Source organism: Ornithinimicrobium sufpigmenti, from assembly GCF_004322775.1.
In the GTDB taxonomy this organism is placed as follows: domain Bacteria; phylum Actinomycetota; class Actinomycetes; order Actinomycetales; family Dermatophilaceae; genus Ornithinicoccus; species Ornithinicoccus sufpigmenti.
In genome coordinates this window covers 2885096-2905752 of the sequence record NZ_CP036403.1, presented here as the reverse complement: position 1 = coordinate 2905752, position 20657 = coordinate 2885096, and the positions used below count along the sequence as shown (strand labels likewise).

The 20657-nt window shown below is 73.7% G+C and carries 20 protein-coding genes; 9 read left to right on the top strand and 11 right to left on the bottom strand.

All coding sequences use genetic code 11. The features are described from left to right. Positions 1–52: 52 nt before the first annotated feature. Genes ESZ52_RS13325 through ESZ52_RS13310 form a run of 4 tightly spaced genes read left to right on the top strand, consistent with a single transcriptional unit; the run spans position 53 to position 4717 of the window. The gene (locus ESZ52_RS13325; RefSeq protein WP_131105358.1) at positions 53–1639 is read left to right on the top strand and encodes an ABC transporter ATP-binding protein; all 1587 of its coding nucleotides are present in this window, start codon (positions 53–55) and stop codon (positions 1637–1639) included. Continuing rightward, complete coding sequence (locus tag ESZ52_RS13320) at positions 1636–2979, top strand: ABC transporter permease (protein WP_238154432.1); 1344 nt, start codon at positions 1636–1638, stop codon at positions 2977–2979. The genes ESZ52_RS13325 and ESZ52_RS13320 overlap by 4 nt, the downstream gene beginning before the upstream one ends. Then, positions 2976–4280, top strand: a complete 1305-nt coding sequence (locus ESZ52_RS13315) for an ABC transporter permease (RefSeq protein WP_131105357.1) — start codon at positions 2976–2978, stop codon at positions 4278–4280. Before ESZ52_RS13320 ends, ESZ52_RS13315 begins: the two co-directional genes overlap by 4 nt. A gap of 8 nt (positions 4281–4288) precedes the next feature. Further along, positions 4289–4717: a cytidine deaminase gene (locus ESZ52_RS13310; protein ID WP_181009906.1), complete on the top strand. Its 429-nt coding sequence runs from the start codon at positions 4289–4291 to the stop codon at positions 4715–4717. Between the two features lie 108 nt (positions 4718–4825). On the opposite strand, the gene ESZ52_RS13305 is transcribed toward ESZ52_RS13310, so the two are convergent. After that, positions 4826–5518, bottom strand: a complete 693-nt coding sequence (locus ESZ52_RS13305; protein ID WP_131105356.1) for a hypothetical protein — start codon at positions 5516–5518, stop codon at positions 4826–4828. A 36-nt stretch (positions 5519–5554) separates the two neighbouring features. On the opposite strand from ESZ52_RS13305, the gene ESZ52_RS13300 reads away from it, so the two are divergent. After that, positions 5555–6436: a hypothetical protein gene (locus ESZ52_RS13300; RefSeq protein ID WP_131105355.1), complete on the top strand. Its 882-nt coding sequence runs from the start codon at positions 5555–5557 to the stop codon at positions 6434–6436. Further along, the gene (locus ESZ52_RS13295) at positions 6429–7718 is read left to right on the top strand and encodes a thymidine phosphorylase (protein ID WP_131105354.1); all 1290 of its coding nucleotides are present in this window, start codon (positions 6429–6431) and stop codon (positions 7716–7718) included. The genes ESZ52_RS13300 and ESZ52_RS13295 overlap by 8 nt, the downstream gene beginning before the upstream one ends. 151 nt (positions 7719–7869) lie before the next feature. Here the strand turns inward: ESZ52_RS13295 and deoC are convergent, their stop codons facing one another. Then, the gene (deoC, locus tag ESZ52_RS13290; RefSeq protein ID WP_131105353.1) at positions 7870–8655 is read right to left on the bottom strand and encodes a deoxyribose-phosphate aldolase; all 786 of its coding nucleotides are present in this window, start codon (positions 8653–8655) and stop codon (positions 7870–7872) included. A gap of 24 nt (positions 8656–8679) precedes the next feature. Between deoC and ESZ52_RS13285 the strand changes: the two genes are divergently transcribed. Beyond that, positions 8680–9036 carry a cupin domain-containing protein gene (locus ESZ52_RS13285; protein WP_131105352.1) on the top strand — a complete coding sequence of 119 codons (357 nt, stop codon included), beginning with the start codon at positions 8680–8682 and terminating at the stop codon, positions 9034–9036. Then, positions 9029–10204 (top strand): adenosine deaminase, encoded by a 1176-nt coding sequence (locus ESZ52_RS13280; RefSeq protein WP_131105351.1) that lies wholly within the window; start codon positions 9029–9031, stop codon positions 10202–10204. The genes ESZ52_RS13285 and ESZ52_RS13280 overlap by 8 nt, the downstream gene beginning before the upstream one ends. Before the next feature lie 52 nt (positions 10205–10256). Here ESZ52_RS13280 and ESZ52_RS13275 read toward each other — a convergent pair whose 3' ends face one another. Then, positions 10257–11060, bottom strand: a complete 804-nt coding sequence (locus ESZ52_RS13275; protein ID WP_131105350.1) for an RDD family protein — start codon at positions 11058–11060, stop codon at positions 10257–10259. Between the two features lie 56 nt (positions 11061–11116). Here ESZ52_RS13275 and ESZ52_RS13270 point away from each other — a divergent pair, with 56 nt between their 5' ends. Then, positions 11117–12112, top strand: coding sequence for a stage II sporulation protein M (locus tag ESZ52_RS13270; protein WP_131105349.1), 996 nt, complete (start codon positions 11117–11119; stop codon positions 12110–12112). A 25-nt stretch (positions 12113–12137) separates the two neighbouring features. Here the strand turns inward: ESZ52_RS13270 and ESZ52_RS13265 are convergent, their stop codons facing one another. The 8 genes from ESZ52_RS13265 to ESZ52_RS13230 all read right to left on the bottom strand — a co-directional run bounded on the left by ESZ52_RS13265 (position 12138) and on the right by ESZ52_RS13230 (position 20652). Further along, the gene (locus ESZ52_RS13265; protein ID WP_131105348.1) at positions 12138–13487 is read right to left on the bottom strand and encodes a DUF58 domain-containing protein; all 1350 of its coding nucleotides are present in this window, start codon (positions 13485–13487) and stop codon (positions 12138–12140) included. Positions 13488–13521: 34 nt separating this feature from the next. After that, a complete protein-coding gene (locus ESZ52_RS13260) occupies positions 13522–14556 on the bottom strand; it encodes an AAA family ATPase (RefSeq protein WP_131105347.1) in 1035 nt (344 codons plus the stop codon). 78 nt (positions 14557–14634) lie between these two features. Beyond that, on the bottom strand, positions 14635–15861 hold the full coding sequence (locus ESZ52_RS13255) for a DUF4350 domain-containing protein (protein ID WP_131105346.1): 1227 nt from the start codon (positions 15859–15861) through the stop codon (positions 14635–14637). Next, complete coding sequence (locus ESZ52_RS13250; RefSeq protein ID WP_131105345.1) at positions 15858–16493, bottom strand: DUF4129 domain-containing protein; 636 nt, start codon at positions 16491–16493, stop codon at positions 15858–15860. The genes ESZ52_RS13255 and ESZ52_RS13250 overlap by 4 nt, the downstream gene beginning before the upstream one ends. Positions 16494–16500: 7 nt before the next feature. Beyond that, complete coding sequence (locus tag ESZ52_RS13245; protein WP_131105344.1) at positions 16501–17670, bottom strand: proline-rich domain-containing protein; 1170 nt, start codon at positions 17668–17670, stop codon at positions 16501–16503. Further along, on the bottom strand, positions 17667–18305 hold the full coding sequence (locus ESZ52_RS13240; protein WP_131105343.1) for a uridine kinase family protein: 639 nt from the start codon (positions 18303–18305) through the stop codon (positions 17667–17669). The genes ESZ52_RS13245 and ESZ52_RS13240 overlap by 4 nt, the downstream gene beginning before the upstream one ends. After that, the gene (locus ESZ52_RS13235) at positions 18302–18934 is read right to left on the bottom strand and encodes a hypothetical protein (protein WP_131105342.1); all 633 of its coding nucleotides are present in this window, start codon (positions 18932–18934) and stop codon (positions 18302–18304) included. Before ESZ52_RS13235 ends, ESZ52_RS13240 begins: the two co-directional genes overlap by 4 nt. Then, positions 18931–20652 carry a phospho-sugar mutase gene (locus ESZ52_RS13230; RefSeq protein WP_131105341.1) on the bottom strand — a complete coding sequence of 574 codons (1722 nt, stop codon included), beginning with the start codon at positions 20650–20652 and terminating at the stop codon, positions 18931–18933. Before ESZ52_RS13230 ends, ESZ52_RS13235 begins: the two co-directional genes overlap by 4 nt. Positions 20653–20657: the final 5 nt, after the last annotated feature.

Genomic DNA, 20657 nt, shown 5'->3' with positions numbered 1-20657 from the left:
CCCCATACCCCTGTCCGTCACCCCGTGAGATGAGCATGAAGCAGGAGAGGCGATGAAGCTCGAGCTCCAGGGCATCACCAAGGTGTTCGGGCCCCTGGTGGCCAACGACCACATCGACCTCGTCGTCGAGCCCGGTGAGATCCACGCGCTCCTCGGTGAGAACGGCGCCGGCAAGAGCACGTTGATGAACGTCCTCTACGGCCTGTACGACCCGGACGACGGGCAGATCCTGCTCGACGGCAAGCCGGTCAGGTTCAAGGGGCCGGGGGACGCGGTCGCCGCCGGCATCGGGATGGTGCACCAGCACTTCATGCTCGTGCCCGTCTTCACCGTCGCCGAGTCGGTCGCGCTGGGCTACGAGCCCGCCGGCCCCGGCGGCATCCTCAAGCTGGACGAGGCGCGCCGCCGGGTCAAGGAGATCTCCGACCGGTTCGGCTTCCACGTCGACCCCGACGCCCGCATCGAGGACCTGCCGGTCGGGGTGCAGCAGCGGGTGGAGATCATCAAGGCGCTCTCCCGCGACGCGCAGGTGCTCATCCTGGACGAGCCGACCGCCGTGCTCACGCCCCAGGAGACCGATGAGCTGATCGCGATCATGGGTGAGCTGAAGGAGGCCGGGACCTCCATCGTCTTCATCACCCACAAGCTGCGCGAGGTCCGCGCGATCGCCGACCGGATCACGGTCATCCGCCGGGGCAAGGTCGTGGGGGAGGCCCTCCCCGGCTCGACCGAGACCGAGCTCGCCTCGCTCATGGTCGGGCGCTCGGTCAACCTGTCGGTGGGCAAGGCACAGGCCACCCCCGGTGAGGCCAGCTTCCAGGTCGAGGGGCTGTCCGTGGTGGCACCCAACGGCACCGTCCTGGTCGACGACGTGTCCTTCGAGGTGCGCAGCGGGGAGATCCTGTGCATCGCCGGGGTCCAGGGCAACGGCCAGACCGAGCTGGCCGAGGTCATCCTGGGGCTGGAGGACGCCGACGCCGGGCGGTTGGTGCTCGACCGCACCGACCTGCGCGGCAGGAACGTCAAGCAACGGCTGCGCGCCGGCATCGGGTTCGTCCCCGAGGACCGCTCCACCGACGGTGTGGTGGCCAGCTTCACCATCGCCGAGAACCTCGTCCTGGACCTGTACGACACCGCCCCGTTCGCCAGCGGCGTGTCGATGAGCCCCAGCGCGGTCGAGGCCAACGCGGAGCACCGCACGCAGGAGTTCGACGTGCGCTACACCTCGGTGCACGACCCGATCTCCACCCTGTCCGGCGGCAACGCCCAGAAGGTGGTGCTCGCCCGGGAGATGTCCCGTCCCCTGCGTCTGTTCGTCGCCTCCCAGCCCACCCGCGGCCTCGATGTCGGCTCGATCGAGTTCGTGCACAAGCGGATCGTGCAGGAGCGCGACAACGGCACCCCGGTCATCATCGTCTCCACCGAGCTGGACGAGGTGCTCAACCTCGGTGACCGGATCGCGGTGATGTACCGCGGCCGGATCGTCGGCATCGTCGACGTGGCCGCGGAGGGCGGCACGGTCGACCGCGACATGCTCGGACTGATGATGGCCGGTGTCCCCCTGGACGAGGCCCGGACCCAGGCCGCCGCGCACCACTCGGTGCTCGGCCAGGCCGACCTGGAGGAGGAGACGCCGTGAGCGAGCAGCACGCGGGCCAGTCCCGCGGCTCGGACGCCGGCGCCGAGCAGGCGGTGGCTGCAGCGCCCCCGGCCGAGACGGGCACCGGGACGGGCCAGTCGACCGGCACAGGCAGGACCGGTCCCGGCCAGGACCGTCGGCCGGTGCTGCACCAGGTCCTCTCCGGCAGCATGCTCATGTCCGTCCTGGCCGTGGTGCTGGCCCTGGTCATCGGGGCCTTCCTCATCGCGTTCGCGGACCCGGCGACCCGGGAGGCTGCCGGGTACTTCTTCCGTCGGCCCGGCGATCTGTTGTCCGCCGCGTGGACCGCGGTGACCGAGGCGTACGTGGCGATGTTCCGCGGCGCGATCTTCGACTGGCACCAGCCCACCCTGGCGGGGATGCTCCGGCCGATCACCGAGTCCATGGTCTACTCCGTGCCGCTGATCCTGGCCGGGCTCGGCATCGCGGTCGGCTTCCGGGCGGGCCTGTTCAACATCGGCGCCCAGGGCCAGATCATCGTCGGCGCGATCGTCGCGGCCTGGCTCGGCTTCGCCTTCGACCTGCCCCCGGTCCTGCACCTGCTGGTGGCCGTCCTGGGTGGCGCGATCGGTGGGGCCGTGTGGGCGGGCATCCCGGGCGTGCTCAAGGCCCGCTTCGGGGCCAACGAGGTGATCGTCACGATCATGCTCAACTACATCGCGGTCTACCTGATCAGCTATGTGCTCAAGCTGCCCGCGTTCAACCCCGGTCGCACCGGGCAGCGCAGCCCGAGCGTGGGTGCCGACGCGGTCTACCCCCTGCTCATCCCGGCGGACTGGTTCCCCGGCGTGAACTTCCGACTGCACCTCGGCTTCCTGATCGCCATCGCTGCCGCGGCGCTGGTCTGGTGGCTGCTGGAGCGGTCCACGATCGGCTTCGAGCTGCGGGCCGCGGGCGCCAACCCGGCGGCCGCGCGGACGGCGGGGATGTCGGTCGGGCGGGTCACCGTGATCACCATGCTCATCGCCGGTGCGCTGGCGGGACTGGCCGCCACCGCGCAGGTGCTGGGGACGGAACGCTCGCTGACCGCCGGCGTCGCGGCGACCTACGGCTTCGACGCGATCACGGTGGCGCTGCTGGGCCGGTCCCGTCCCTGGGGCACCTTCTTCGCCGGTCTCCTCTTCGGTGCGCTCAAGGCGGGCGGCTCGTTCATGCAGTCGCTCACCTCCACGCCGATCGACATCATCCTGGTGCTGCAGGCGATCATCGTGCTGCTCATCGCCGCTCCGCCGCTGGTCCGGTCGGTCTTCCGGTTGCCCGACCCGGCCAGGCCGTACAAGCCCAGAGCCCGTCCCGAGGCGAAGGAGGTCGCAGCATGAGCACCGTCACCGAGCGGCCGGCGGACGCGCCCCCACCGGACGCAGAGCAGTCCGCCGTCCGACCCAAGCTCGGCCTCAAGGCCCCGATCAGCTACGCCGTGGCCGCGCTGATCACCGCTGTGCTCATGGTGCCCGGCACACCGGCCGGCACCTCGACCACCTTCCAGGTGGGGGGTGCCAGCGACTGGTTCACCATCCCCGACATCACCGTGCCCGCGCTGACCACGATCATCGTGCTCGCGGTGCTCATGGCGGCTGCCGCGGTGTGGGCCTACCTGCGGGCCCGGGACCGGATCCCGGCCCCGGCGTGGCTGCACGTCGCCGTCGGGCTGGCTTTCGTCCTGGCGTTCCTCACCTACGTGGGCGCTGGCACCACCTCGGTGATCCCGATGGTCTCGCTGCTCAGCGGTGCGTTGGCGCTGTCCGTACCGCTGGTCTTCGGCGCCATGTCCGGTGTCATCTGCGAGCGCTCCGGCATCATCAACATCGCCATCGAGGGACAGCTGCTGTTCGGTGCGTTCGCCGCCGCGGTCGTGGCCTCGATGGCCGGCAACGGGTATGCCGGTCTGCTCGCCGCCCCCCTCGCCGGCGCGATGGTCGGCGCGGTCCTGGCCTGGTTCGCGGTGATGTACCGGGTCAACCAGATCATCGTCGGCGTCGTGCTGAACACCCTGATCATCGGCCTGACCGGGTTCTTCTTCTCCACCCTGCTGGCCGACAACCGGGCCCTGTTCAACACCCGGATGCCCCTGGAGCGGATCCGGGTCCCGGGCCTGGCGGACATCCCCGTCCTGGGCCCGGTGCTGTTCAACCAGACCGTCCTGGTCTACCTGATGTACGCCCTCGTGGTGGTGCTCAACATCATGCTCTTCCGCAGCCGCTGGGGCCTGCGCACCCGCGCCGTGGGCGAGCACCCGAGGGCCGCCGACACGGTCGGGATCAAGGTCAACCCCCGCCGGGTGTGGAACACCATCCTCGGTGGTGCCGTCGCCGGTCTGGGTGGTGCCTTCTTCACCGTCGGCTCCGGCCTGGCCTTCGGCCGCGAGATGTCGGCCGGCAACGGCTTCATCGCGCTGGCCGCGATGATCCTGGGCAAGTGGAGCCCGTGGGGCGCGGTCGCTGCGGCCCTCCTCTTCGGCTTCTCCAAGAACCTGGGCAACATGATGTCGAGCATCGGCAGCACGATCCCCTCCGAGCTGCTGCTCATGCTGCCCTACGTCATCACCATCCTGGCCGTGGCCGGGTTCGTCGGCCGGGTCCGCCCACCGGCCGCCGAGGGCATCCCCTACACCAAGAGCTGAGGTATGGCGTGGACAGTACCGACTCCGAGACCGACACCGGGACCGAGACCGACATCGAGTGGGAGCGGCTGCGGATCGCCGCCACCCAGATCATGCAGCGGGCCTACGTGCCCTACTCGCGCTACCCGGTCGGCGTGGCCGGCCTGGTCGACGACGGCCGCGTCGTCGCCGGGTGCAACGTCGAGAACGCCTCCTACGGCGTGGGCCTGTGCGCCGAGTGCGGCATGGTCTCCGAGCTGGCCGCCACCGGCGGCGGGCGGCTGGTGGCGGTGTGGTGCGTGGACGGCCAGGGCGCCACGCTCATGCCGTGCGGCCGCTGCCGCCAGCTGCTGTGGGAGCACGGCGGCCCGGGGTGCCTGCTGCAGACCCCCGAGGGCATCCTGCCGATGGAGCAGATCCTGCCCCAGGCGTTCGGGGCCGAGCACCTGCAGCGTTGACCCTGACCAGCCGGCGCCTGTGTACCTGGCTCCGGGCGGCTCGCTGCTCGTTCTCCGCTCGTTCTCTCTGTTCGTTCTCTGCGCTCGTTGCGCTGAGCTCCTGACGGCTCAGCTGCCGTCCTCGGTGGCGGCCACGACCTCCGGGGAGTCGGAGGTCAGCAGGCTGGTCCGCGGCAGGCCGGCCTCGAGCGCGAGCCGCCCGGCCTCGGGGCTGCGGGCCACGTAGAGCGCCTGACCCCGCACGCCCTTCACCCGCTGCTCCAGCGTCTTCACCGTGCCCGCGTCGACCACCACCCGGCCTTCCTCGGGCGGCAGGAAGGTGTCCTCGCCGAACGTGCCACCCAGGTCCTTGCGGGCCACCTTGGTCACGTCCACGGGCCGCTGGCCCATCGCCTCGGCCAGGGTCTGCAGGATGTGCGGGTCCGCCGGCTCGCCGCCGTCGACGGGTCGCCCGACCACCAGCTCGCCGTCCTGCTCGGCCACCGGCTGCAGGACGAACTTGGCGGTCCGGTCCCGCTTCATCACCGAGTAGGCCAGCGCAGGGCGACCCTCCACCTGGGCCTGGGCCGCCACGACCAGAGCCTCCGGGTCGAGCCCGACCGCCATCGGCAGGGCACAGTTCAGGGTGATCGACATCCGCGGCGTGCTGACGCTGGCCACGACGCGCCCGTTGCGCACCGCGATGAGGGTGGCGAACATCGGCTCCGGCTCCTGCGGCCTGGCCCCCTCCGCCGCGCGGGCACGGCGCAGCAGCTCGACGGTGGGCGGGACGACGAGGGCCATGATGTCTGCGGTCTGCACGGGCCACAGGATGTCACACGTGGGTAGGGTGGTCCGGTGCGCACCGTTCCTTCACTGCCCTGGTGGGGCTGGGCCATCATCGCGTTCGTCGTCCTGAACGTGCTGCTGGACATGAACGTGAGCATCTTCGTGCCGATCATCATCGGGTGGATCGCTGCTGGGGTGCTGAGCCAGCGCGGCAGCAGCGAGCAGAAGAAGGCCGAGCAGCACGGCTCCGGCCAGCCACTGCCGCCCTACCGGCCGGACTCCGGGTCCGACCGATCCACCCTCGGGTGGGCGGGTGGCCCCGACCAAGGTGCCACCCCGCCGCCGGTCGGCCGGATGGGGGAGCCGCCCACCACCGCCCCGACACAGAGCGGCCCGGGACACTCACCCTGGGTGCACCGACCCGGCGAGCAGCCGGGCCCCGGGGCCACGCCAGCGCCGGGAGCGCCCGGCTCCGGAACGGCGACGGGTCCCGGCATGCCTCGGATCGACGTTCCCCAGTACCCCCACGGGAGCACCCCGCCCCCGGTGCGGCCCCCAGGTCAGTCCTCGGCATACCCTCCGGGACACCCCTCCACATACTCCACGGCGAACCCGACCGTGGGCGCCAGCCCGTCGACCGACCCGGTCGTGTCCCTCGGTCAGCTGCACCTGAGCCGCTGCGCACGCGACCTGCACACGGCAGCCACCACCGGATCGACCCAGGACGTCATGCGGGTCCTGGAGGAGCTGAGGGAGCAGTCCGACCGGCTCCTGGGCCAGCTCAGCGGCGCAGGGGCGCTGCCGGGGTCCGGGCGGCGTGAGTTCGAGTCGGGGCTGCGGAGGCTGCAGCGGGACGTCGCTGCCGCGCGTGGGGAGGACCCGCCGGGACCGAAGGTGGCACGTGTCGCGAGGGCCGCCGGGACGATGGGCCAGACTGGGCGCTATGAGTGAGTCCTTCGCCGCCGTCGACGTCATCAGCACCAAACGGGACAGGGGGGAGCTGACCAGCGAGGAGATCGCCTGGGTCATCGACGCCTACACCCGCGGCCAGGTGGCCGACGAGCAGATGTCCGCCCTGGCCATGGCCATCCTGCTCAACGGTATGACGCGGCGGGAGATCAGCGACTGGACCCGGGCGATGATCGACTCCGGCGAGCGGATGGACTTCTCCTCGTTGTCCCGGCCGACCGCCGACAAGCACTCGACCGGGGGCGTGGGCGACAAGATCACCCTGCCGCTGGCGCCGCTCGTCGCGGCCTGCGGAGTCGCCGTGCCACAGCTGAGCGGGCGCGGGCTGGGGCATACGGGCGGCACGCTGGACAAGCTGGAGGCCATCCCCGGCTGGCGGGCTGACCTGTCGAACGCCGACATGCTGCGCCAGCTGGAGGACATCGGCGCCGTGATCTGCGCCGCAGGTGCCGGCCTGGCGCCGGCGGACAAGCGGCTCTACGCGCTGCGCGACGTGACGGGCACGGTCGAGGCCATCCCGCTCATCGCCTCCTCCATCATGAGCAAGAAGATCGCCGAGGGCACCGGCGCGCTGGTGCTCGACGTCAAGGTCGGCTCCGGCGCTTTCATGAAGACGCAGGAGGACGCCCGAGAGCTGGCCGAGACCATGGTGGCGCTCGGGCAGGACGCGGGCGTGCACACCGTGGCCCTGATGACCGACATGTCCACGCCGCTGGGCCTGACGGCCGGCAACGGGCTGGAGGTCCGGGAGTCGGTCGAGGTGCTGGCGGGCGGCGGTCCTCAGGACGTGGTCGACCTGACGCTCGCCCTGGCCCGGGAGATGCTGGACGGGGCCGGCGTGACCGACATCGACCCCGCCGACGCGCTGCAGGACGGCCGCGCGATGGACGTGTGGCGCCGGATGATCGCCGCCCAGGGCGGTGACCCCGACGCCGACCTGCCGACCGCCAGGGAGACCCACCAGGTGGTGGCGGAGGCGGACGGCGTCCTCGGTCGGCTGGACGCGATGGCTGTCGGTGTCTCAGCCTGGCGCCTGGGCGCCGGCCGCGCCCGCAAGGAGGACCCCGTGCAGGCCGCCGCCGGCATCGAGCTGCACGCCAAGCCCGGCGACACGGTCACCCAGGGCCAGCCGTTGATGACGCTGCACACCGACACCCCGGAGCGCTTCGACCGAGCGGTCGCCGCGCTCGAAGGCGCCTGGGACATCGGCGCGCCCGACCAGGTGCAGACCGCCGGGTCGATCGTCATCGACCGCATCGCCTGAGCGACCGGCGACACGGTCTGCCTGCGACCGGCGACACGGTCTGCGTCTGACCGGCGACACGGTCTGCGCTTTCCCACGCCAGGACGTGTGCCCGGTAGGGGCAAAGTGTGTCCCCGGTCAGGGGCAAAGTGTGTCCCCGGTCAGAGGTAGGTCAGTAGCCGTCGGAGTCGGCAGCCCCGTCGGCACCAGCCTCGCCAGCACCGTGGCCCGAGTCGGGGACGACCAGGGTGCCGGCCTGCTCGCGGTCGCGGGCGCCGGCGAGGAGCGCCTGCGTCGAGGAGGTGCCGATGCGGGTCACGCCCTCGGCCACCATCGCCAGGAGGGTGTCGATGTCGCGGACGCCGCCGGAGGCCTTGACCTGCACGGCGTCGGAGATGTTGGCGCGCATGAGGCGCACGTCCGGCAGCGTCGCTCCGCCCCCGGCGAAGCCGGTGGAGGTCTTGACGAAGTCGGCGCCGGCCTCCTCGCTCGCCCGGCACGCGGCGGCCTTCTGCTCGTCGTCCAGCAGCGCGGTCTCGAAGATCACCTTGACCAGGGCGCCGGCGGCGTGACCGACCTGCACGACCGCGGCGATGTCCTGCTTGACGGCCTCGAGGTCCCCGCCGCGCAGACGACCGATGTTGAGCACCATGTCCAGCTCGGTCGCGCCGTCCGCGATCGCCTGGTTGGACTCGGCGATCTTGGCCGCGGTCGAGGTGGTGCCGTGCGGGAAACCGATCACGGTGCACACCCGGGTCGGGGACCCGTCCACCGCGGCCAGCGCCAGCCGGACGTCGGAAGGACGCACGCACACCGACCAGATCCGGTCCTGCGCCAGCTCTCGGCAGGCGGCCTCCACCTCGGCGGGGGTCAGCTCGGGCTTGAGCAGCGCGTGGTCGATGAGGTCGGCGACGTCCTGGACGGTCAGTGCGGTCCCGGGGGCGAGCGTGTGCGGCATACCCCCCACTCTATGATCAGCACCATGCCGACGATGCTGCAGCCGGTCCGTGTGCCCGGCGCCGGTGAGAAGCTCATCCAGGAGTACGCCGGGGCGGCCAGCACCGGCCACGGGGCGATGTCGGTGGCGCGGATGACCGCGCCCCCCGGGTGGGACGAGCCCGGGCAGCGTCCGGAGTTCGACGAGGTCACCTACGTCCTGGCCGGCGAGATGTGCGTGGAGGACGAGCACGGCCGGATCACCAGCGTCGGGCCCGGCGAGTGCGTGCTCGTCCGCGCGGGGGAGTGGGTGCGCTACTTCGTCGGCGACACCGGCGCGGACTACCTGGCCGTCTGCTCGCCCGCCTTCACCGCAGAGACCGCCCGGCGCGACGATGCCTGAGGTCAGCCGGTCCACCACGCCCGACGCGGAGGCCATCCGCAGGCTGCCCAAGGTGCTGCTGCACGACCACCTCGACGGTGGCGTGCGCCCCGCCACGGTGCTGGAGCTGGCGCAGCAGCAGGGGTATGCCGCGCTGCCCGCCGACGACGTCGAAGCGCTGTCGGCCTGGTTCGCCCGGTCGGCCGACAGCGGGTCGCTGGAGCGCTACCTGGAGACGTTCGCGCACACCGTCGGCGTGACCCAGACGGCGGCGGCCCTGACCCGGGTGGCGCGCGAGTGCGTGCTGGACCTGGCCGCGGACGGTGTGGTGTATGCCGAGGTGCGCTACGCCCCGGAGCAGCACCTGGAGGGCGGGCTCAGCCTGGACGAGGTGGTCCGGGCGGTCAACCAGGGGTTCCGCGAGGGGGAGGAGGAGGTCGCGGCCGGCGCGTCGGGCGCGCACGACCAGGTGGCGCCGGCCGGCCCGGTCCGCGTCCGTTCCATCCTCACCGCGATGCGGCACGCCGCGCGCAGCCGGGAGATCGCCGAGCTCGCCGTCCGCCACCGCGAGCAGGAGGTCTGCGGCTTCGACATCGCCGGGGCCGAGGACGGCTTCCCGCCCACGCGGCACCTGGCCGCCTTCGAGTTCCTCCGCCAGGAGAACTCCCACTTCACCATCCACGCCGGTGAGGCGTTCGGCCTGCCGAGCATCTGGGAGGCCGTGCAGGTGTGCGGCGCGGAGCGGCTCGGGCACGGGATCCGGATCATCGACGACATCACCCTGGACGGCCGTCCGGTCACCGACGACCTTGCCGCGGCGATCGCCCGCTCGAGGACCGAGCCCGAGGCGTTCGCGCTGGGTCCGCTGGCGGGCTACGTGCGGGACCGGCGGATCGCGCTGGAGCTGTGCCCCAGCAGCAACGTCCAGACCGGCGCGGCGCCCTCGATCGAGGAGCACGCCATCAGCCTGCTGACGCGCCTGCAGTTCCGCGTCACCCTCAACACCGACAACCGGCTGATGAGCGCCACCTCGATGACCCGCGAGGCCCAGCTGCTCGTGGACCGGGCCGGGTGGACCTTGCCCGACCTGCGCCGGGTCACGGTCAACGCGATGAAGTCGGCCTTCCTGCCCTTCGACGAGCGGCTGCAGATCATCGAGGACGTGCTCAAGCCAGCCTGGGACGGCTGAGCGGACGACGGCCGAGCGGACGACGACCGAGCGGACGACGCCCTCAGCCCGGTCACCCCGGCGGCAGGATCCGGTCGCGCAGGGCGTCGGCGCGGGCCAGCCGCTCCTCGTCGCGGCGGCGCCGCTCGGCCAGCAGGCTGGCCATGACCTCCTCCGGGTGCGCACCGTGGGGCGGTGCGGGCGCCACCCGGGCCAGCAGCGCGGCATACAGCTCCGCACCGACCTGCGCCCGCGCCTGCGGGGACAAGGAGGCGGCCCGGCCCAGGAACTGCCGGGTGGCGACCACCAGCGCGTCGGGCAGCACCCCGATGTCGGCGCCGACCACCCAGTCGGCGAGACGTGGCGAGACCTGGGGCGGTTCGGTCATGCGCAGCCGGACCCGGTCCCGGATGACGTAGGTGCCGGCGAGCAGGTCGCCGAGGCGGCGGGCCTTCTCGTTGGTCATGGCCACGATGAGCGCGAGGCTGCCCAGGGTGAGCCAGAGCTCGACGGTGCCGACCAGGGCGCGGATGGTCGCGTGCCGCAGGCCGATCGGGCCCGTGTCGTCGCGGACGGTGCGCAGGCCGAGGACCAGCTTGCCGACGGTGCGGCCGTGGGTGAACGTCTCCAGGGCGATGGGGATCCCGGCCATCGCCAGCACCATCACGGCGATGACGAAGGCCTGGCCCAGCGCCGCGTCGGCGAGGAAGACCTCCAGCGGGACGAGGAGGAGGACCCCGAGCACCAGCAGCGCGATGACCAGCAGGTCCAGCAGGCCGGAGGCGACCCGGAGCGGCAGGCCCGCCGGCGGCAGCTCCACCTCGACCGCCTCGCCGGTGACGAAGCGCTCGGCCTCGAAGATGCCCCGGGTGGTCATGGGCCCAGCCTACGGCGGGGCCCGGACGGGTCGGGGGCACGGCATACAGTGTGACCGTGGACCTGGACGCGCTGGTGGGACGGCGCCAGGGCGCGTGGGCCCGGCTCGACGCCCTGGCCCGGCGGCGACGACTGACGGGGGCGGAGGCAGACGAGCTGCTGGACGGCTACCAGCGGGCGGCGACCGACCTGTCCGTGGTGCGCTCCAGCGCCCCTGACGCCACCGTCGTCTCCCACCTGTCCGCGCTCGTCGCGCGGGCTCGGGGCCGCGCCGCACGGGTGCCGACCGCCAGCTGGGCCGGCGTCGGCCGGTTCTTCGCCGAGGACTTCCCGGCGGCGCTGTACCGGCTGCGCTGGTGGTGGGGGATCACCGCCGTCGCCAACGTGGTCGTCGGTCTGGTGCTGGGCTGGTGGTTGGTGCGCAACCCCGTCGTGGAGCAGTCCCTGCTGCCGATGGAGGAGGTGCAGGCCCTGGTCAACGTGCAGTTCGAGAGCTACTACTCCGAGCACGCCGCCAGCAGCTTCTCCACGCTCGTCTGGGTGAACAACGCGTGGGTGGCGGCCCGGTGCATCGGCATGGGGGTCCTGGGTTTCCCGGTGATCTGGGTGCTGTGGCAGAACATCGCCAACGTGGCCGTGATCGGTGCGCTGATGCACCGGCACGGCCGGGCCGAGGTGTTCTGGGGGATGATCACGCCGCACGGGCTGCTGGAGCTGATGGCGATCTTCGTCGCGGCCGGGGTGGGGCTGCGGCTGTTCTGGGCCTGGGTGGCGCCCGGGCCCCGCACCAGGCTGGCCAACCTGGCCCGGGAGGGACGGACCGCGGCCGGGGTGGCGATCGGACTGGTCTTCGTGCTGCTGCTGTCCGGGGTGATCGAGGGCTTCGTCACCCCGTCGCCGCTACCGACCTGGGCGCGGGTCGGGATCGGCGTGGTCGCGCTGCTCGCCTTCTTCGTCTACGTCTTCACCCTGGGCCGGCGCGCCGTCCTGCGTGGCGCGACCGGGGACGTGGGGGAGGAGCTGCAGGCGGCCTCCGCGCCGACGGCGGGCTGAGGCCAGACCTCTCGGAGCCGGAGACTCAGAGCAGGCCCTGCGCCTTGAGCGCGAGGTAGTGGTCGACCAGCGCCACCGGTAGGTCCTCGGGTGGCTCGTGCACGACCGTGACGCCGAGCCGGGCCAGGCCGGTGGCGGTGCGGTGGCGGAGCGCCTCGGTGCGTTCGGCCGCGGCTGCGTCATACACGGCGTCCACGCCGGAGAGGTCCTCCCGCAGAGAGCGCAGGCCGGGGTCGGCGACCGAGGCCAGCACCACCCGGTGGTGGGCGGTGAGCGAGGGCAGCACCGGCAGCAGACCCTCCTCGACGGCGGCCGGCTCCAGCGTGCTCAGCAGCACGACCAGCGCCCGGCGGCGGGTGGTCCCGGTGACCGCGCCGGCCAGCACCGGCCAGTCGGCCTCGAGCAGCACCGGCTCCAGCGGCGCCATGGCGGTCACCATCCGGTGCAGCAGCGAGCTGGCCCCGGTCGTCGAGCCGCTCCCCGCCCCGGCGGCACCGACGCGGGCGCGCACGACCCGGTCACCGGCGATGAGATCGACCCGGTCGCCGGCGCGGGAGGCGACTGCGGTGAGCAGCAGGGCCGCGTCCATCGCCGCGTCCAGCCGCGGCTCGTCGCCCACGCGAGCCGCACTGGTCCGCGAGGTGTCCAGCACCAGGATGACGCGCCGGTCGCGCTCGGGCCGCCACGTCCGCACCACCGCGTGCTGCCGCCGCGCCGTCGCCCGCCAGTCGATGGACCGCACGTCGTCACCCTCGACGTACTCCCGCAGCGAGTCGAACTCCGTGCCCTGCCCGCGCGTGCGCACCGCGGAGCGTCCGTCCAGCTGGCGCAGCTGGGCCAGCTTGCTCTCCAGGTGCCGCCGCGAGCGGAACGGCGGGAGGGAGCGCACCGTGCCCGGCACCAGGACCGTCACCTGCCGACCGGCCAGGCCCAGCGGCCCGTGGGTCCGGATCGTCACCCCGGTCGCGGGGCGGTCTCCGCGGCGGGTCGGGCGCAGTGTCGTGGTGACCCGCCGTCGCTCACCCGGCGGGAGGTCGAGGGTATGCCGTGCTCCCCGAGCCCCCCGGGCCCCCTCGGCCCCCTCTGCCCCAGCGGACGGCACCCAGGCGTCGCGGACCAGCCCGCGCACGCGACGCTCCCCGGTGTTGGTGAGGCTCAGCACGGTCTGGGTCTGCTCCTGCAGCCGGACCTGCGGGACCGGGTCGCGACCCAGACCGATCGTCCGTGGCGAGGGCGCGGCCAGCACGTCCACCAGCACCAGGAGCGCCACCCCGAGCAGCCACAGCGCGGCCACGCTGCCAGCCCTCCCGGGCAGCAGCGCGGTGGGCACCAGCCCCAGCAGGACCAGCGCCACGACAGGTCCGCGGAGGATCATGGACGTCGAGGTCGTGTCGGTGGCACAGCCGCGGTCAGCGGGGGACCGGGACGGAGGCCAGGACCGAGTCGAGCACCGAGTCGGTGCTGACCCCCTCGAGCTCGGCCTCCGGCCGCAGCTGCACGCGGTGGACCAGGGTGGCCCGGGCCAGCGCCTTGACGTCGTCGGGGGTGACGAAGTCACGGCCGGCGAGCCAGGCCCAGGCCCGGGCGGTGTTCATCAGCGCGGTGGCGCCGCGGGGGCTGACGCCCAGCTGCAGGGACGGGGCCGAGCGGGTCGCGCGGGCGAGGTCCACGACATACCCGATGACCTCCGGGGCGATCTGCACCTGCCGGACCGCGGCGCTGCCCGCGGCCAGGTGCTCCGGGGAGGCCACGGCCCGCACCCCGGCGGCGGCCAGGTCGCGCGGGTCGAAGCCGTCCGCGTGCCGCTGCAGCACCTCGACCTCGTCCTCGCGGGGCGGCAGCGGCAGGGTGAGCTTGAGCAGGAAGCGGTCCAGCTGGGCCTCGGGCAGGGGGTAGGTGCCCTCGTACTCGACCGGGTTCTGGGTGGCGGCGACCAGGAACGGCGTCGGCAGGGGGCGGGTGGTGCCGTCCACGGTGACCTGCCGCTCCTCCATCGCCTCCAGCAGCGCGGACTGGGTCTTGGGCGGGGTGCGGTTGATCTCGTCGGCGAGCAGCAGGTTGGTGAAGACCGGCCCGGGGCGGAAGGTGAAGTCGCTGCGGCCGCTGTCGTAGACCATCGAGCCGGTGACGTCGCCGGGCATCAGGTCGGGGGTGAACTGCACGCGGGCGGTCTCGACGGACAGCGCCGACGCGAGGGCCCGGACGAGCAGGGTCTTGGCCACGCCCGGCACGCCCTCGAGGAGGACGTGCCCGCGTGCGAGCAGCGCGACGACCAGCCCCGAGACGGCCTGCTCCTGACCGACCACCGCCTTGCCGACCTCCTCACGCACCGCGTGCAGAGCCGCGCGGGCGGCCTCCGCGGACACCGCGGACACCGGGGCGCCGCCGTGCCCGATGGCGTGCTGGTGGTCCTGGCCCTGCTGTCGGTGCTGCCCGTCCGTCATCGATGTCCTCTCGCCGGTACTTCGCCGGTGTGCCGCTGGTCTCTCGCCGGTATGCCGCTGGTCTGCCGAGGTGTCACCCTAGTGCCCGCTCGTGGCGGTCCTGACCTGCTCCTCCAGCGCGTGCAGCGCGCGGGCCCCGGTGACGAGGTCGGCGTCGTCGCGGACGGGCCGGCGCTGCGCCAGGAGCGCGGCGACCTCGCCGGCCGGGCGAGCGGTCGCCTCCGCGGCGGCGGCGACCAGCCGGTCCGGGTCGGTGGCCGGCGGCAGCCCCAGCAACGGCGCGATCCTGCGCCGGGTGCCGGCCCGGATGGCCGCCAGGGCGTGCTCACGGTCGCGCGCCTGCCGGTAGAGCCGTCCGCGGCTGCGGGTGGTCTCCCCGGCGGGGACGACCGCCGGGAGCGGCTCCACCACGACCGGCCCCAGGCGTCGGCCCCGCCACAGGGCCAGCGCCACGACGGCCGTGCCGAGCAGCCACACCCAGGAGGTCAGGTGCCGGGGGAGCACGTCCCACAGCCCGGCAGGGGCGTCCAGGCCTGCGTCGCCGGGCTGGGGCAGCACCCACACCAGGCGCTCGCTGCCGCCCAGCAGCCGCAGGGCCAGGGCCGCGTTGGCCTCCTCGGTGACCTGGGCGTTGGTCCACGCGGTCGTCGTGGACGCCACCACGGTCTCCGGTCGCTGCGCCGTCGCCGGCCAGGTGAGCAGCGCACCGTCGCGGGCACCGCCCAGGTTGTGCCCGGCCCCAGGGGGGAAGCACGCCTCGGCCTGGGCCCGCTCGGCACCGCCGGCCGACAGCAGCGCGTCGGCCGTGGAGAGGACGTCGTCCCGGCGCACCGGGCCGGTTGCGCAGTCCGCGGCCAGCGGGCCGCGGGCGATCCAGTCGACGTCGACGTCGATGTCGTCGCCCAGCTGCGGCGCCTGCTCGGGCGTGGGGACCAGCACGACGAGGCGGTCGGCGGGTGCCAGCGCCTCCAGCAGTGCCGCACCGCCCTCCGGGCCGAGGTATGCCGTGTGCGGCAGCAGCACCGTCGTGCCCGGGCCGACGGAGGTCGAGCCGTTCGTCAGGCGGGTCGAGCCCTCCACGACGTCCACCCGGACCCCCTGCCGCTCCAGGACCTGCGCCAGGGCGGCGCCGCCGTCCCGGCCGCGGTTCGCCGGCTCCAGCTGGCCGGTTGAGGTGGGCGTGGCCAGCAGCCCACCGACCACCGCGGCCACGACCAGCAGCAGGGCCCAGGGTGCCCAGCGACGCAGCACGCCCACCGCCGGCCTGCGTGCGGCCGGCGTCGTGGTCTCGACCGTGTGCGTCACGACGCCGTCTCCGCCAGGGCGGGGCGGGCGGCGTCCAGCCTCGCGTCGAGGTCGACGACCTGGCGGGCCTGCTCCGCCGTGGCGCGGTGGTCGCCATACCGGACCGCGTCGAAGGCGTCGGCCGCGGTGAGCAGCTCGTCCCGGGCGTCGGGGAAGACGGGAGCCAGCCCGGTGGCCAGCTCGTGGGCCGTGCGACCAGGACGGTCGTCCAGAAAGGTGCGCTCGACGGCGCCCGCGGCGACGGCCCGGTAGGCCTCCAGGACGGCGCGGTCGTGGTCACCGGCACCCAGGGCCGCGGCGGCCTCCTGCCGGTGCTCGGACGCGGCGCGCGCGGGGCCCTCCAGCACCGCGCCCGGGGCGCCGTGCCCGGACAGGCGGGCGGTGCGCCACCGGTCCCGCGTGGCGAAGGCGAGCACGGCCAGGACCGCGACGAGCACCAGGGCCAGCAGCACCCAGGTCACCCAGCCGGGCAGGGGGCCGAGGCCGCCGAAGCCGGAGAACAGGTCGGTGAACCAGCGCCAGGCCCGGGAGACCCACGACTCCTGCAGCTGGTAGTCCCCCCGCGCCAGCTCGTCCTGGAACAGGCGCCTGGCCTCGTCGCGGTCGGGGTCGAGGGGCGGCCGGGCACGCATGCCGACCTCAGCGGGCCCGGCGGGCCGCGCGGTCCTGCGCGACCCGCACCAGGACGACGTCGAGACCCTCGCGGCGCATCCGCTGGTCGAGGTAGAGCAGGGCTGCCACGCCCGCCGTGAACGGGGTGACCAGCGCCCCGACCACCAGCTGGAAGGCGTGGTCCATGACCAGGGTCGAGGTCGACAGCGGCGACAGGTCGATGCCGCCGGAGGCCAGCGCCCACAGGGCGACCCCCAGCAGCGGCAGCTGGACCAGGAAGCTGACCAGGCTGGTGACCAGCCCGGCCAGCAGGCTGATCCCCACCACCCGCCAGCCCTCCCGGCCCCGGGTCAGGGACCAGGCGCGGGCGATCGACCGCCAGGGGCCCAGGCGCTCGAGCACCACGGCGGCGGGGGCCAGGGTGAGCCGGCCGGAGACCCAGACACCGAGGACGAGGGCCCCCAGGACGACCAGCACCACCAGGATGACCCCGAGGACCGCCATGCCGCCACCGGTCTCCACGAGGGCCATGACCAGCAGGACCACGGCGAGGACGAGCACGACGGTGCCGACGAGCATCAGCAGACCCATCAGCAGCATCGCGCCGATCAGGGCCGGCAGCCGCCCGCGCACGGCCCGCCAGGTCGCGCCCAGCCCGGCCTTCTCGCCCAGCACGGCCTCGCCCACGACGTGGACGATCATCCCGGTCAGCGCGTAGGACGCCAGCAGGCTGAAGCCGAGGTTGACCGTCAGGGTGAGCACCTCGACGTCCGTGGGTGCCAACGAGGTCAGCAGCCGGACCGTCGCCAGCGAGCCGAGCAGGGAGGGGACGAGGAGCACGGCCATGACGATCAGCCCCATGCCGATCGTGGCCTCGGGGTTGCGCCGCATCGTCTGCAGCGCGCCGCCGAAAATGTCGCTCAGCAGCAGGGGCCGCAGCGGGGCCACGCCCGGCCGGTGCAGGCGGGCCACGTCCTCGGGCGGCAGCTGCTGCCACCCCGGGCCCCCACCGGTGGTGGGCGGCTGCTGCCACGTCGGCGGCTGGCCGGGACGGGAGGTATGCGGTGGCTGCTGCCGGCCGTCCTGCGGTCCGCCGTCCGTGCGCTGCGGCGGCTGGGAACCCGGGGACGCGGGCGGGACGGACGGCATACCGCCGGGCGCCGTCCAGGGCCGCGATGACTGCTCGGGCGTGCTCATCGGTCGGCCTCCGGCCGGTCGGGGGTCATCAGGCCGGCGTCGGCCAGCAGGGAGAGGATCCTGCGCTCGGCCTCCCGCGCGGTCATCGGCTCGGCGCCCAGCGCCTGGTGCGCCGCGACGATCTGCGGCTCGGCGCGGCGCAGCCGGTTGCCACGGCGCCACAGGGTCAGCGGCGGCTTGCGGCGCTCGGCCAGGTCACGCACCAGGCGGCGGCCGAAGGTGAGCCAGGGCCGGTTGCGCACGCAGACCGCGGCGGCGAGCAGGCCGCGCTCACGCAGCCCCGCCACCGTGTGCGCGGCGAAGATGCCCTCGGCCACCACGAACGGGTGACCGTCCAGGCGGGTCTCCTGCCGGCCGACCACCGAGGAGGTGCTGATGTCGTAGACGGGCAGCCCGACACGGCCCTCCCGGCACAGCGCGGTCATGGCGTCCAGGGCCGCCCCCAGGTTCCAGGAGCGCACGTCGTCCCAGTCGACCAGCCCGGGGGAGGTCATCGGTAGGCCGGGGTCACCCGCTTCGCGGTAGAAGTCGTCCAGCTGCAGCACGGGCCAGGAATGGTGCTCGTGCAGGCGGCGGGCCAGCCGCGACTTGCCGGCGCCGCTGGGGCCGGAGAGCACGATGACGCGGGCGCTCATCCGAGCACCGCCAGGACGATGAGCAGGAGGGCGACACCGAGCACGGCGACGGCTGCCCACGCCGGTCGCTTCTCGGCCTGCGCCTCGGGGTGCGGGCCGCCGAGCTGACCACCGTCGAGCCGCCAGCGCTGCAGCGCCCGCTGCGCCTCGTCGGCGACCCCCTGCGCGGTGCGACCTGCGGAGCCGCGCCGGCGCGTGGTGGTCTCGGCGAAGTCGTCGATCCCGCGGCGCCGGGCCCGCTCCCGCTTGACCGGGATCGCCCACGCGCTGTGCTTGCGGCCCTGCGTGTCGTGCACCTCCAGCGCCCACTGGTGGGTGATGTCCTCGACCGCGGCGAAGGGCACGACGCTGTCGGTGACGATGTTGGCGATCAGCACGCCGTCGCTGTGCAGCCGCACGTGCGGGCGCAGGAACAGGACCCACGCCACCGCGGCGATCCCCACGATGAGGGCGGCGGGATAGATGAGGCCCTCGTCCCGGCCCTGGCTGACGTCCCAGACGGTCAGCGCGGCCAGCAGGGCCGCGCCGGTGACCATCACCCAGCCCAGGACGGTGGACGGCAGCGTGCGGTAGACGCCCAGGAGCTCGCCGGCGAGCCCGGGCGAGGAGCTGGGGGAGGAGTGCGTCATACGGCGGTGAGCCCCTCCATGCTGGCACGGACCGCAGCCAGCCGACGGGTGGCCTCGGCGCGGGCCGCGGTCAGGCCGTCGGGTCCGGTGACCGGGACGATGGCCTCGAGGTAGACCTTGAGCTTGGGCTCGGTGCCGCTCGGCCGGACGATGACCCGGGTGTCGTCGGCGAGGTAGAAGCGCACCCCTTCCGTGGGCGGCAGGCCGCCCTCGCCCAGGGCGAGGTCGTCCATGCGGCTGACGGGTGTCCCGCCGAGCTCCTCAGGCGTGTCCTCGCGCAGCCGGGTCATCACCGGCGCGATGAGCCCCAGGTCGCTGACCCGCACCGAGAAGGCGTCGGTCTGGTGCACGCCGTGGGTCAGCGCCAGGTCGTCGAGCACGTCGGTGAGCGTGCGGCCCTGCGCCTTGAGGGTCGCGGCCAGCTCCGCCGCGAGCAGCGCGGCGGTGACGCCGTCCTTGTCGGGGACCGTGGCGGGGTCGACGCAGTAGCCGAGCGCCTCCTCATACCCGTAGGCCAGCCCCGGGACCCGGCCGATCCACTTGAACCCGGTCAGCGTCTCCTCCCCCCGCAGCCCGGCCGCGTCCGCCAGGGCGCCGAGGAGCCGGGAGGAGACGATCGAGCGGGCCAGGACGGGCCGCTCGGACGTGGGCAAACCCCGGTCGATGACGTGTTGGCCCAGCAGCGCGCCGACCTCGTCACCGCGCAGCATCCGCCAGCCGACTCCGTCCCCGTCGCCCCCGTCGCCCCCGCCATCACGCACGGCCAGGGCGCACCGGTCGGCGTCGGGGTCGTTGGCGATGACCAGGTCCGGCTGCACCCGCTCCGCCAGAGCCAGCGCCGCGTCGATGGCCCCCGGCTCCTCGGGGTTGGGGAAGGCGACGGTGGGGAACTCCGGGTCGGGCTCGGCCTGCTCCGCCACCTGCTCCGGCGCCGTGAAGCCGGCGCGCTCGAAGGCCTTCCGGACCACGTCGGAGCCCACGCCGTGCAGGGCCGTGTGCACGACCTTCAGCTCGCGCGGGCTGGACGGGTCCAGCACCGCGACGGCGGCGTCGAGGTAGGCGTCCAGGATCTCCTCGCCCAGGGTCTCCCACCCGTCACCGGTCATCGCGACCTGGCTGACGGTGCGGATGCGGGCGATCTGGGCGGCGATGTCGAGGTCGGCGGGCGGCACGATCTGCGAGCCGTCACCCAGGTAGACCTTGTAGCCGTTGTCCTGCGGCGGGTTGTGGCTGGCGGTGACCATCACGCCGGCGTCCGCCCCCAGGTGCTGGATCGCGAAGGCGAGCACCGGCGTCGGCAGCGGCCGGGGCAGCATCATCGCCCGCCCGCCCGCGGCGGTCACCACGGCCGCGGTGTCGCGGGCGAAGACGTCCGAGTTGTGCCGGGCGTCGAAGCCGATGACCACGACGGGGCCCCGCTCCTCACCGGCCAGACCCAGCTGCTGGCGCAGGTACGCGGTGAGCCCGGCGGCCGTGCGGATGACGACCGCGCGGTTCATCCGGTTCGGGCCGGACCCCAGGGCACCACGCAGCCCGGCGGTGCCGAACTCCAGGAAGCCGGCGAAGCGGTCGGCCAGCTCCGGCCAGGCGGCCTCGTCGCCCTGCACGGCGCGGTCGACGAAGGCCGTGAGCTCGTCCCGGGTGTGCGGGTCGGGGTCGTCCCCCACCCAGGTGCGTGCCTGGTGGAGGAGCTGCTCCCGGCTCGACTGGTCCGTCATCCCTA